General features: G+C 45.5%; 10 protein-coding genes. 5 read left to right on the forward strand and 5 right to left on the reverse strand.

The features are described 5' to 3' along the window. The first annotated feature begins 125 nt into the window (after positions 1-125). The gene (locus ABZR88_RS11850; RefSeq protein ID WP_107830503.1) at positions 126-1,268 is read left to right on the forward strand and encodes a putative sensor domain DACNV-containing protein; all 1,143 of its coding nucleotides are present in this window, start codon (positions 126-128) and stop codon (positions 1,266-1,268) included. Here the strand turns inward: ABZR88_RS11850 and ABZR88_RS11855 are convergent. The 4 genes from ABZR88_RS11855 to ABZR88_RS11870 form a co-directional block, all read right to left on the reverse strand. Beyond that, a complete protein-coding gene (locus ABZR88_RS11855; RefSeq protein ID WP_107830505.1) occupies positions 1,257-2,537 on the reverse strand; it encodes an erythromycin esterase family protein in 1,281 nt (426 codons plus the stop codon). The two genes, ABZR88_RS11850 and ABZR88_RS11855, sit on opposite strands and share 12 nt — an antisense overlap. A 66-nt stretch (positions 2,538-2,603) precedes the next feature. Then, positions 2,604-5,327: a hypothetical protein gene (locus tag ABZR88_RS11860; protein WP_211309858.1), complete on the reverse strand. Its 2,724-nt coding sequence runs from the start codon at positions 5,325-5,327 to the stop codon at positions 2,604-2,606. 95 nt (positions 5,328-5,422) lie between these two features. Then, the gene (locus ABZR88_RS11865) at positions 5,423-5,893 is read right to left on the reverse strand and encodes a hypothetical protein (RefSeq protein WP_107830507.1); all 471 of its coding nucleotides are present in this window, start codon (positions 5,891-5,893) and stop codon (positions 5,423-5,425) included. A 25-nt stretch (positions 5,894-5,918) separates the two neighbouring features. Next, on the reverse strand, positions 5,919-7,172 hold the full coding sequence (locus ABZR88_RS11870; protein ID WP_107830509.1) for a DUF2130 domain-containing protein: 1,254 nt from the start codon (positions 7,170-7,172) through the stop codon (positions 5,919-5,921). 415 nt (positions 7,173-7,587) lie between these two features. Here ABZR88_RS11870 and ABZR88_RS11875 point away from each other — a divergent pair, with 415 nt between their 5' ends. Next, complete coding sequence (locus tag ABZR88_RS11875; protein WP_170113666.1) at positions 7,588-8,781, forward strand: GDSL-type esterase/lipase family protein; 1,194 nt, start codon at positions 7,588-7,590, stop codon at positions 8,779-8,781. A gap of 192 nt (positions 8,782-8,973) precedes the next feature. Here the strand turns inward: ABZR88_RS11875 and ABZR88_RS11880 are convergent, their stop codons facing one another. After that, positions 8,974-10,809, reverse strand: a complete 1,836-nt coding sequence (locus tag ABZR88_RS11880; protein WP_107830513.1) for an SPFH domain-containing protein — start codon at positions 10,807-10,809, stop codon at positions 8,974-8,976. A 227-nt stretch (positions 10,810-11,036) separates the two neighbouring features. On the opposite strand from ABZR88_RS11880, the gene ABZR88_RS11885 reads away from it, so the two are divergent. The 3 genes from ABZR88_RS11885 to ABZR88_RS11895 all read left to right on the forward strand — a co-directional run bounded on the left by ABZR88_RS11885 (position 11,037) and on the right by ABZR88_RS11895 (position 12,936). Further along, entirely contained in the window at positions 11,037-11,783 is a 747-nt protein-coding gene (locus ABZR88_RS11885; RefSeq protein WP_107830515.1) for an ankyrin repeat domain-containing protein, read from the forward strand. 223 nt (positions 11,784-12,006) lie between these two features. Beyond that, positions 12,007-12,450, forward strand: a complete 444-nt coding sequence (locus tag ABZR88_RS11890) for an RNA polymerase sigma factor (RefSeq protein ID WP_146166590.1) — start codon at positions 12,007-12,009, stop codon at positions 12,448-12,450. Further along, positions 12,451-12,936, forward strand: coding sequence for a hypothetical protein (locus ABZR88_RS11895; protein ID WP_107830519.1), 486 nt, complete (start codon positions 12,451-12,453; stop codon positions 12,934-12,936).

The raw sequence follows: 12,936 nt of genomic DNA on the forward strand, positions 1-12,936 counted from the left end.
TTTCAGCTGATAGCTTCAAAATTAAACTTAAAACGCATTTTACACATTTTTTACTTTTACAAACAGCTGCGGGCGGGATATGTTAACTAACTTGCGCTTGTTGTTTACCTAAAATTCTGCCCGTCATGCAATCAGAACCGATGTATCTGGCCGCCCGTGTTGTAGCGCCACAAGTTGAAGCCCATTTTGCCGTTCAGGTGCAAAACGCGCGACAAGCTGGTTTTGAAAACCTGGCCAGCATACCCAATCTATCGATAATTGAAAACATTATAGATGCGGCCTTTTGGGCCAGTTTGCTGCGTGAGGAAGGGCATCCGCCTAAAATTTCTATTGCCATATTGAAACCTTCGCAGGCGGGTAATCCGCTGGTGCTGGCCAATAAGCTACGCCTTACCCCACATAATCTAACCAAGCTGGCACCTGCTGTAGAGCAACCTGGTATACACCTGGGCGCCTGGTGCGATGAAGAAGGTATTTACATTTGGGGCACCACGCACCGCATACCTGGCCTTTGTTTTGTGCTAGAAGTAGTTGAACCTGGACTGCTGGTTATTAAACACAAACACTTAGACGGATTTGGCAAGTTTGTTAACGTAGCTGTTTTACAGGGCGACCAGATCAAGATGGTTGACGAGCAAAACACCGCGCTGAGCGATTGCCCGGATGTACTATCGTCATTAATGGCCATGCCATTGCCTGGTATGAACGGCGAATCTTTAAACATACTGATTGAAATTGCCGCCAGCATGCGCTCGCACAACCGCGGCGGACTGGTACTGATTGTACCGAATGATGATGAAGAGTGGCGCAGTTCAATCATCAACCCCATATCCTATCCTGTTACGCCGCGCTTTACCGGCATTTCTGAACTGATGCAGCAGGATAAACAAAACCGCAGTAAGTTGGAATGGCAGCAGGCCATGCGCAACGCTATAGACATTATTGGCGGTTTTACCGCTGTTGACGGCGCAACCATAATTAACCGCAGCCATGAACTACTGGCCTTCGGCGCCAAAATAGCCCGGGCCGAGCTAAGCATACCCGTAACCCAGATGCTGGTAACCGAACCAACCACAGATGGCACCGCCAGCTACATACACCCCGCCCAAAACGGGGGCACCCGGCACCTGGCGGCAGCCCAGTTTGTGCACGATCAGCATGGAGCCATGGCAATGGTAGCCTCGCAAGATGGACATTTTACCATTTTTGCCTGGTCTGAAAACCTACAAACGGTACACGCGCACCGCATCGATATTTTATTGCTGTGATGGTTTTAACGATCTGGCTGGGGTAGTATTCTTTATAAAGATAACTCCGTCATAACTATCTGCCAGCCGGTGTTCAACATAGCTAGGGGCATTGTATTCGGCTCCGTAGAAAGATGATGGTACTTCTTTATCTAGAAAGTTTTTGATAACCGGGTTGGCTGATGCACTTTTGAAATCAAGTATAAAGTTTGCCGCGCTGCACTTTGAAAACACGTTGCCGGTAGCATCGGCTTTAGCGGGCGCTATTGGCACAGCTACATATTTCATAGTTTGCATGTCAAATGACCTCATAGCGCCATCATAAAAGTCAAAACCCACGGCATAATAAGCCTCGCCAAACGTTTTAGCCAGTCGCATACCCATGCGGTTATGCCCTTCGCTACCTGATGATTTGCATATATGTTGATTATGTGCCCATATCATCATCTTTTTATGTCCCGTTTGGTTGTATATCCATTCGCAGTTTTCGGCCATGTATTTATCCCTTACATTGTCTTGCCGGGCAGGGAACAACTTAGAATAGGCTCCCACATAATCAAAGCACTGCTGCATTTGCCGCACATAATGCTGATATAAAGCCAATTTACCCGGATCTGCTTTATTAAAACTGATCTTACTTAATTCACCTAAGGCTGCCTTTACCGATGCTTTATCTGTTTCAGTTAAGGGGTGCCCATATTTGCGCATTGCGCTAAAACCGCTATCTAAAACAGGTGTAAGCTGATGGTTTGCCGTTAAATACTGTTTAACCGGCTCAACCATAAAATAAGCAAGTTTCAAATCACATCCCCAAAAAGTTACTTTATTTTCCGGCGTTTGTGTATCGTTATAAGTCTTTATCCATTCGGCCATATCGGCAACTTCTTGTGTCATCCAGGCTCTGATGCCCAAACCCACAAGTCCCTGGTTAAGGCTATTTTTACCGTATAGCACATAATCATTCATTTGCTGCGCGCCGGCAAAGTCGCCTTCTATTACAAAAGTTTTAACGCCCAGCTCTTTCACCAGCAACACCAGCATCCGGTGTTTAAACGTAAAAAACTCATGGGTGCCATGTGTAGCTTCGCCCAAGCCAAAGATTTGCTTGTCTTTCAAGATAGCTTTCAACGGCTCCAGATCAGCAAAACCAGTGTCAGGCTCAACAGTTCGGAGCGGAATCAGTTGGTGGTTGAGTGCATCGGTTAAATCTGGGCCATTTTGTGCGTTTGCTAAAAACGGCATACCCATAAAGAGTATAAAGGCAAGCAGTTTAGTAACTTTTAGTGTCATAAGATTTGGTTGAAAGCATTATGACGTTATTTCTACTAAAAAAGTATAAATGATAAAAGAAACCACCTAACCTCTCCTCACCACAAAATAGGGCTGATCAATTAAATGACTACCCAACCCAGGATAATTAATAGTTGTCTCTGGCAGCTGGTTAACCTTAAAATAGTATTGTAACGGGTAAGGCGAATTAGTATACTCAGCCGGGATGGTGGCTTTGCCAGTTACCCCCTCCAAGAGCATATCTACTGATTGGAACCGCTCACCCTGATTGACATGGCGATAGCACAACTGAACCGATTGCGGCACTTTTTCAAACTTAATGGTGACAGGTAAGGTGTCGCCAGGTTTAAAATGAGATGGTGCCTGATGATTGGCCGTTACCAAATGCGGCAAAGCAGGTGTAATACAGGTGACAATTGCCGCTTCTGCATGGGGCGCACGGGCGCCCTCAGGCTTTTTAGCTTCGTTGAGCATTTTGGCCATAAAGGCAATGTCATCATCAATGGCAGGCAAACGGTCTAACCAATGACCGCGCAAAAATGCTTCCGGCCCGGCTGTTACATCTTTCTGGTAAACGTTGCGGGCACGTTCGGCCAAATCAGCCCAGTGCTGGCGGGCTGTGCGATATAGCTTAAGCGCTTGCTGCAAGGCTTCGTAATCTCCACTTTGCTGATAGATGCCGAATAATACGCCAGATCGCATCTTAGCGGCAAAGAACCGACCCAAGCCTATTTGCATCCAAACATCTACCGTCATACGGCGGTACTCGGCACTGTTTTTATTTAATACTTTGGCATCGGCATCTTTTAGTCCTTGCTCGGCATTCAACGCGTGATTTTCCAACCAGGTGGCTACGTCAATAGGCGAGTATTTACCACTGCGCGATGTCTTGAGTAATTCATCAGCACACTCGTTAACAGTAGAGAACATCAGCGGATCAAGTGGTGATGTTAGGCCAAAAACTGCCGGTTTAGGAGTATCGTAATAAGGATTTTTTACCTCTGGTCGTGAAATACCCTGGTTGGTATACATTTCGGGCCAGTAGTTGTTGTTGCCGGCAGAAGGATCATGCGCGGTAGTGATGGTCGGTAAAATACGCGTAGCACTGGCTAGTGCCTTGCCTACCCCATCGGCGCCAGCGCCAAACTGGTGTTTTAAATAGCGATGCCAAACATCGGCGTCCGTATCCGGATTATATAGCGTTCGGCCGAATACCCGCAAGCTGTACTCATACTTTTGCCAATCCCAATGCGGCTTCAGGCTGGCATCGGCATAGCCGCACCTATCTCCTGCAATACCAGATCCTCTGCGACCTTTGAATGATAATGGTTCCATCAACTCTACGCCGGCACTGCCGCAGAAACTAAACGCGCGCGATTGCGCCGCGCCTGTGAGCGGATCGCCCCAGAGCAGCAGGCGCTGGGTGCCCGGCCAAATGCGGTGTACGATATCGTACTTACGATCCTCCTTCAACAGATCGCCATAACCATAGCGGGTAAAACTGCGCGAGCCCGAGCTGAGGTTATACATACCGTTGGCTTTTTTGCTAGGCACCGGAATTTCTTCTTTACGGATATCTGTCTGATGATAAGGCATCCCCATGTGCTCTGCCCAATATTTAGGGGTAACGGTGATGGGTACGCCTACAGAGAGTGCGGTATTCAGCATTTCATCATCAATCCCTTTGGCGTGCATGTCTATAGATACTACGCGACCGCAATCGGCCACGCCCTGAAAAATGGTTTTCCAGAAATCATAGCTACCCTCGGCCACACCGGCTTCACCATGAATGCGCAGGGTGATACCGCTAATTGCCGGACAAGCCTTCAGCAAAGCCTTAACAGCAGCACCACAATAGGCAGCATGATTCTCTTTGTTTAGTCCCTTGATGTTGTAATTGGGGTTAGGACTGTGCAGCCACTCATAGCCATGCATCCACAAACCCAGTTGAAACTGCATCCCACGTTTTACCGTCTCCTCGCTGATATAGCGCAGCATGCGCAAGTTATTGTCGCGCTCGCTATCTGCCAATTCGGGTACGTGTACGTTAAAACCAGGCACATCCATCAGGAACGGATAGGCGAAAAGAAAATAAGCATCAATAACGTTTTGTAAGTTATCATAGCCTATGCCAAGGCTCAGGTTAAACTTATTATAGCGCTGTGTGGCCAGCATGGTGAGATATTCGGGCCACATCTGTTTATCGTTAAACCAAGGTTTATCTTCAACATTACTTACAAACAAGCGGTTAAGGCTGCGCACCCGGTTGGCTGGTTTTTCAATAACAGCTTTGGTTTGATGCAGCGACGCCAGTGGCGATGCGGCATACTTTACGCGGTCGGCCAATTCGAGCAGGGCGTAAACCAAGCCGCGTTCATCATGCCCGGCGGCCAACAGCACAGGTCTGCCCTTGAATTTTACAGGCACCAGGGCTAGCGCTTCGGAGGTTGCCGGCATAGTTGCGTTTGCAGCCTTCAATAAGGTTTGAACCGATGTTGAGCCAGCAGCAAGAATTAGCAGGTTACCGGCCGCAGCCTCGCTTACTGATTTGACATGTTGAACCTTGATATTTTTCGCAGTAAGGCTTTTAGTCAGTTCTAAGATTGCCCATTGCGCAGCAGCCGATGCGGCTACCCCATCAACAGGATCTGAAATAATGCTAACGCCACCAGCAGCAGCAAAAGCTAAACCTGATATTGACAGCCCAGCCACAGAAACACCGGCCAGTTTTATAAAATGCCTGCGACTAACGTCCGCGCCCAGGCTTTGAGGCATGGTCAATTTGCTCATAAAAGTTTTGAGTAGGTTTTATTGGTATGAGCAATTTAGGGAAATATGCGGTTAGTGGAGTTTTATAGCGGAGGTGTTACAATAATCTTACGGGGTTAAGCCGAGGCTTCCTTGTATTTGGATATCGCTTTCTCAACCCTGGAGGTGGTTAGCCTGTACTCCAAATAAAACAAACCTATGTATAAGAATAATACCCAAATAAAATTATAATCACCATCGGCAGGATTTATCATAATATTATGCACGATAGCTGCAATTGGCAGGATAAATATTAACAAATAGAATAAAGATACCGCTCCGAGCCGTACCTGGTAATAATTAGCGCCGGGGTCTTGGGGGATTTTAATGATGAGCTTAGGAACAAGCCTTTCCAGAGAAGAGCGTATGCGGGTAAACTGCACACCATTCTTTCCTTCAAACCCATGAAAGTATTTATCAGTACCTATATCAGTTGATGAAACATACAAATCCAAGGGACGTGTTCTTTTCAATGCCATTTTGCGCAAAGCCTGTTCTAGTTGGCGCTGATCGGCTGCGCTTGTTTGTATCTTTTTAAAATAGATCATATTGTGATAGGTTTAGTATACAGGTTTATTCCAGCATCATCGCATCATCGGTTTCATCAGTCAAACTCAACTGAATGGAGTCACTACCGGCAATACCTTCTATGGAGCCGGCAATATGTGCGGCGTTGAGGAGTACTTTTTCCAATTGTTTCTCGCGGGCCTTCCACATTTTTTCCATGGCGTCACGTTCGCGCTGGATGGAGGTACGCATACTCATGTAGCCCTCGCGGATAGCTTTCCATTGTTCGTTAAACTCGCTACCGGTCAGGTAGTCATACAGCAGGTGCATTTTATCGCCCTTGTTCTCTTGCGAGCGGGCCTGGTTAGACAGGCGGATAATACCGTCACGCAGCACATAGGCCACCGCTTTCACCTCCTCAAAAGAGCAAACCCACACGCCATCAACCTGGCCAAAGCTGTCCATGCCTTTGGGGTAGCATTGGCTTACAATAACGGCCACGTCTACGCCAATACTGCGCATATCTTTCTTCAGTTTCTCAATCCAATCGTTAGAGAACTCTTTGGTACGTTTGCTCTCATAAATAATGCGACCGCACTCCTGCCCAAACTGGTTACGGATAGTTTGCACACAATCGGCACCACGAATGCCTTTACCTACCTCGGCGATAACATCAAACGGAAAATATTCGCGCAGCAATTCTTCCAGTATCAGTTCCTGTACTTCGCCCTGTAGCTGCATGGAGCCTTGCTCGGCTTTGCGCTTCATCTCGTCAACCAGTTTTTTCTGGTCTTCCAACTGCTTTTCCAGCTCGCGCTGTTTCAGCAGATATTCGGTATCCTTAAGGCTATATTTCTCGGCTTCCTGCTTGCGAATCTGTTCGGCCAGTTCATTACGTTGCTCCTGCAAGCGGCGTTGCGTATCAATCTCCATTTCCTCCTCACGGCGTTTCAGGCCCTCTTCTTTTTGCAGAAACTCCAGCTCTTTCTGGCGCGATAATTTGAGTTTTTCATCACTCTCTTCTTTTGATCGCTGTAAAAGCGTGAGTTGATTCTCGTAATCGGTAGCAATGGTACGGCGCAGGCTTTCTTCCATGTTGCGCTGTAGCTCTTGTTTTTCTTTTACCAGGCGTTGCTCAAATATTTCCTGCTGCTGGCGCTCTTTGGTTTCAAATGCCTTTTCGCGTTGTTTAAACTCCTGCTCTTTCTGTGTAATAAAGCCCTGCATTTGCTGACGCAGTTCCTTTTTATAATCCTCATTTAACGCTTCTTCTAACGGGAAATTGGTTCCGCACGACGGACATTTTACTTCTGTTGCCATTTACTAAAGATATACCAAAAACTAACAATCGCCTGCCATGTAAATACACAAGCGCGTAAAAACGCAAAAATACCGTGATTTAACGGTAGACCGGCCATACCAATAACATTTACTTTGAAAAACTTTTTAACAGGCAGCTCTAATAGCGCTGCCTATCAGAAACCGGCATTTATTGCAAACACCCTATATCTACTTTTTGAAAAACGAAACGGCTCTTTTACAGGCCGTTTTATGTTTTAAGCGTAAATAATTTCCTCATTAAATTATCGTAATCGTTTTATTACAACAATGCAAAATGATATCATTTTATTAAATTGCGATGGATTTTATTTCATAATTTGAAACCAAATTCGCCGTTTATTATAAATAAATAAACCAAAACCTTATTGAACATCTTAACCAACATCTACATCTAGTGAAAAAAATCTTCAAGAAATCAGGCACGCTGCTGACGGCACTGGTGATCTTAGCGTCGGCTCAGAGCTGTAAAAAGGCAGGGATCAGCGACGATCCCAAACCTACATCAAGCGATGGATTGCCCACAACCGCGGTAGTGGGCGCAGAAAATCTGGCACAGTGGAAAACCTACAAGGCAAGCCCCACCAATTCAGCTTTTAACTGGGTATTAATAGGTGACTCTTATACTCAGGGTAATTATTACGCCTGGAAATTATTTTACAAAGTGTTAAACGACGGCTATGCTGATGGCGGCTCCGGCTATTGTAGCTTTAGCCGTGTAGACGATGAAGGCCTCCACATTATGGACCAGTCTATAGACCCGAATATATTATACTGTACCTATGACTATGCTAAATGGAATTACACCCGTGAGAAAACCATTGGCCCGGACGGATGGGTAACCAACACAACGGCAACCAACGCTACCATAACCGTTACATCTAAAGAAGCGGTTAACACGATGACCATAGTTTACGAAAAACCAACTACGGCCGAAAGTTTTAGATACCGCGTTAATGGCGGCACATGGACAACGGTTAATCTTGCCGCTAATACAGCTACCTCAATTGGCAACACCGTAGTTGATGTAAGCACTGCAGGTGACAATTTCACGGTAGATATAGACCCATTAAGCGTAGGCATGAACTTTTGCGGTGTAATTAGCAAGTGGGGCGGTAATAAAATGATGATGGACAAATGCGGAATATCTGGCGCCAGGGCAGACTACCCAGCTCAGAACGATGAGTGGAACCAGTCTATGCAATTGCTTGCTCCTCAGGGCGCACTGATCCAATACGGTGTTAATGAGCAGATCCAGGATATTGATCCTGCTTATTATAAAACCAGCGTGCAAAACATCATTACCAAACTGCGCGCTATATCGCCTAATTGTGATATTATTCTGATGAGTCCGCCGCAAACAGTGTACGAAACTTCTGACGCGCCAAGAAAATACAAACAAGCCGATTATGCTAAAGTGCTATACCAGCTTTCGCTTGATAATAAAACGGCTTATGTTAATCTTAACGTTGCTTTCGGTTCGTTTGCACAGGCCTCTGCCAATGGCTTGTTCAACGCTGACCGTACCCACCCAAGTGATACGGGCGGCGATTTGATAGCCAATACCATTTATTCGGCATTGAAGAAATAAGAAGAACCTGGATTAAACGAATTTTTGGAATTAACAGGATCTGTATATCAAGCGTACAAACTCATTTAATCATATATAAAAAAGAAGGCCCCTTAATTGGGGCCTTCTCTGTTTGTCTCAACCATGATCTTTATGATTCACGGCAGCTAATTTTATGTAATTATTTGCATCCTGTTAATATTAATAATTCGTTTAATTCTGGTTCATACTTTTATCGTCTTTCAACTTCCTCATCAACTCAGTACCCAGCAAGGCGCTAACCATATCATTAGTACCACCCTCTTTACCGGTAATCAGAATTTCTGGTACCAGTTTCACACCGTTGCTGGCCAGCGCTTCGGCTACGCGTACGATGGCATATTGCTCTGTACCCATGGCTTCGGTTTTCTGCTTGGTTACTTCGGCTTCGGCCAAACCTATCGCTTTAATTTTACCGGCATCAGCGTTACCGTTAACCTCTGTTGCCAGGGCATTTGCTTTTGAGTTGATAGTTTGCACCTCGGCATCGGCCTTTGCGTTAATGGTTTTAGACTCTGCGTCACCTTTGGCAGCGGCAACCTTTGCAGCAGCCATCTGGGTGTTGATCTCAACCTGGCGGGTTGATTTTACTACCTCCGGTTGCATATCGGCACCGGCTTTAGCACTCTCAAACTCTTTACGCTCTACCTGGGCGTTACGCTGAATTTCATAAGTTACACGCTCTTCTTCGGCTATTTTACGATCGGTCAGCGTTTTCATCAGGGCTTCCGGCGGCACAATATCACCAATCAGGGTATCCACACCTTCAACGTTGTAGGCCATCAGCACCGTGCTGATCTGCGCTTTAGCATCCTCTTGTCTTTGTGAACGGTTGGTTAAAAACTCAATCACACCACTTTTTTGTGCAGAGTTACGGAAGTAGTTGGCAATGGTAGGCTCCAACACTTGCGATACCAGATTGCGCATGTTACCAAACCTTGCTATTACCTTTGGCGCCTCGTTACGCGGTATGTGGATGATCTGAGATACGTCCAGGTTAAAGGTAAAACCATCTTTAGAACGTACACTAATGGTACTCAGGTTCTTATCCAGTTCATGTGATTCTGTGCGACTGTTGGCCCAGTTAAGCACGATGTTGGTTGTAGGCACCACCTCTACCGCGTGGGTATAAATGTTTACCGGGTGCTTACCAGGATCGAGCGGATCATTCCATACACCTTTCTCGTATTTATTGACGATGTTGCCGTGCTTAAATGCCAGTCCGCTGGTATCGGTACCTTCCGGACCGACGAAGGAGTTAACCACCCCTACATAACCGATAGGGATATGCATCATGGCTACCTGCTCTACAATCACAAACCAAGGGTTGAGGTAGTAAGTACCTGCCAGGATCACGTCTTCCTGCAAACCTTTTTTACCACCGGCCTGGATAAATGCCATCGGGTCTTGAAAGTTACGGTGTCCCTCTACAGATCCGCCGGCAATCTCACCTTTCTCCAACGGTTCACCGTCAAGCGTGGTTATAATACCCACTTTATTCTCCTGCACCTGGGTAATAGGCACCATCTCAATTTCAAACAAAAAGGTGTTGATACGATAACTACCAGGCGTAAGAAATGCCGCCTGCGGCCCCTTCTGACCGTTATTTTCAAGAAATGCCTGCGAGTCCTGAAATTTATCGCAATCAACTGGTTTGCCCAGCACGCGGCCGGTATCCATACTGGCACCGTCTTTAGCCTTTACCAGTCCCAGTTTATCTTGCGGAATGATGGTAAACTGCTCCATGATAATACTGTACTGCCATGGCCACATGCGCCAGTAAAGCCCCGGGGCTAAAGGTTTGGCCTGCATACCGGCCTCGCCTTTAATAGCTATAATACGGCCGTCAGGCAATCGCTTATCGCCATAGAGGGCAAACTTTTTGATGACCAGGCCAATACGGTCGTCGGGCACGATAATCATCCCGAAGAAAGCGCGTAAAACAAATTTGTACGCAATAACAGCTGCAACAAGCGGCAGCAACCACCAGAAGTTAATCAAGTTGTTCATTTTTGATAATTGTTTTTAGATTGTTTTAAAGGCTGCCCTGAAGGTGCGGGCGGCGAACGATGATCATGACATTTGTAGTACCTTGGTCATGAAATCGATAATAAGATTTAAGGTTAGGTGAATTGTTACAGTTTTTTTTAAAATATTTTTTGAGGCTGTAAGCCTTGACTAATTTAAGAATTTACACGGGTATGCCACAGAAAAGCAAACTATTGTAAATTAGCACTATGGGAGATCACAGCAACATCATCACTGCATTTGAAAGGCACGATACGGTGGCCATAGAAAATTATTTTAAAATACAGGGCAACCCTAACGAGATGCGCAAAGGAGAGCCATTGTTTAATAGATTAGTGGATATGTACTCGCGCTCGCCTAAGTTCAAAGAATGCGTGCGCATCTTTATAAATTATGGCCTTCAGTTTGATGATGCCCCTCTCCTGGCCGTGCTTGCTAATGACGCTGATAAATTGGAAGCCTTGATCAAAGCTGACCCAGAAATTGTGCACCGTACCTATAACCGATTTAAATGCACTTTTACGCCGCTCAACGGCGGCACGCTACTACATTTTTCAGCTGAGTATCGGCACCTGGATTGTGCAACGGTATTGCTTAACGGCGGTGCCGATATTAACGCACGGGCAAGCCTCAATGAAAATGGTTTTGGAGGCCATACACCTATTTTCCATCTGGTAAATTCACTTGGAGGTCATGAATTAGAATTGCTTCACCTGTTTTTAAAGCATGTGCCTGATTTAAGCATAACCGTTAAGGGATTAATATGGGGCAAAGGCTACGAGTGGGAAACATTTATCCCGGCCGTAAACCCACTCAGTTATACCATGATGGGGTTGTTGCCGCAAATGCACCGCGACCCAATTACTACGGCTAAGGTTGTGTCGGCTTTAATAAAACAAGCTTATGGCATAGACTATCAACCTCCTAACGTGCCCAATGCTTATTTAAATAATTAATAAATCAAATATCATCAGCAACCTGTTCATATTGATTTTTTGTAGCTATAACTAACCTGCATGCAACTGTGCTACATGCAGGTCAGTCATAGCTTACAGGAATATTAAATATCAATTTATTTTAAAAAATTAACTCAAAAGAAACCACAAGTTCAAGATATTTGATATTTATAATTATATTTGATGAGCTAAATTTATCGACGCTATATAACTTTTTCCATCTGTGAGTCAGCCTGTTGTTTCATCCAATCATATGTATGCCACCCGCACCATATATGAGCAGTATAGCGCTATGCTACTGGGCTACATCTATGAAGTGGTAAAAGACCAACAACTGGCCGAACACTATTTAGCAGAAGTTTTTACCCGCTTACCGCTGGAACTAAAAAACCAGCAGCCCGATACAAATATTTATCTACACTTACAGTTAATGGCCCGAAAGCTATTGCTGGAACGCACTGATGCCCACCAAAACGACGAAGTTTATTTACCCGCAACGCAAAATAAATTTTTAGCGGGCATGACGACAGAACAACAAACCATCTTTTGCCGTATATACTACCAGGGCCAAAGTACAGCACAAGTGGCGGCCTCGCTTCAAATGGATGAGGCCCATATTAGAAAAATACTAAAAGAGGCTTTTGCCGCGATAAGGAAAACTACGTAGATGGATATTAAACAATACATAAACAGCGGCGCGCTGGAGGTTTTTGCCACCGGCGCTGCTACACCTGCAGAAGAGCAGGAAGTATTGTTTTTGAAAGAGCGGTATCCTGAAGTGCGGGAAGCACTGGATGAGTTAGAGGCCGATATGGAGCACATTGCCCAAACCATGGCCGTTACCCCACCCGCAGAAAGCTGGTCTAAAATAGAAGCCGAAATTAATTCGCTTATTGTTCAAGAGGCCCGCGCCCGGCGGTATACAGGTCAAGGCAGGCAGAAAAATGCCTATACCGATACCCCTGCTTTTATTGATGTGGAATCAGAATCGAGCCACATGCGGGTGCATAAAAACTGGAGATGGGTACTTGCAGGCATATTTATACTCGGTAAAATATTTTTGATCTGCGCTATTTATTTCTACCTGGAAAACAGGCAGACCCAGCAACAACTTCAGGAAATTAAACAGGAGTTGAAAGAATTGCATAGATAA

The organism is Mucilaginibacter yixingensis (assembly GCF_041080815.1).
Classification (GTDB): domain Bacteria; phylum Bacteroidota; class Bacteroidia; order Sphingobacteriales; family Sphingobacteriaceae; genus Mucilaginibacter; species Mucilaginibacter yixingensis.

Excerpts from the sequence above, each read along its gene's own strand:
- ABZR88_RS11850 (WP_107830503.1), top strand. The coding sequence starts at position 126 with ATGCAATCAGAACCGATGTATCTGGCCGCCCGTGTTGTAGCGCCACAA.
- ABZR88_RS11855 (WP_107830505.1), bottom strand. The coding sequence starts at position 2,537 with ATGACACTAAAAGTTACTAAACTGCTTGCCTTTATACTCTTTATGGGT.
- ABZR88_RS11860 (WP_211309858.1), bottom strand. The coding sequence starts at position 5,327 with ATGAGCAAATTGACCATGCCTCAAAGCCTGGGCGCGGACGTTAGTCGC.
- ABZR88_RS11865 (WP_107830507.1), bottom strand. The coding sequence starts at position 5,893 with ATGATCTATTTTAAAAAGATACAAACAAGCGCAGCCGATCAGCGCCAA.
- ABZR88_RS11870 (WP_107830509.1), bottom strand. The coding sequence starts at position 7,172 with ATGGCAACAGAAGTAAAATGTCCGTCGTGCGGAACCAATTTCCCGTTA.
- ABZR88_RS11880 (WP_107830513.1), bottom strand. The coding sequence starts at position 10,809 with ATGAACAACTTGATTAACTTCTGGTGGTTGCTGCCGCTTGTTGCAGCT.
- ABZR88_RS11885 (WP_107830515.1), top strand. The coding sequence starts at position 11,037 with ATGGGAGATCACAGCAACATCATCACTGCATTTGAAAGGCACGATACG.
- ABZR88_RS11895 (WP_107830519.1), top strand. The coding sequence starts at position 12,451 with ATGGATATTAAACAATACATAAACAGCGGCGCGCTGGAGGTTTTTGCC.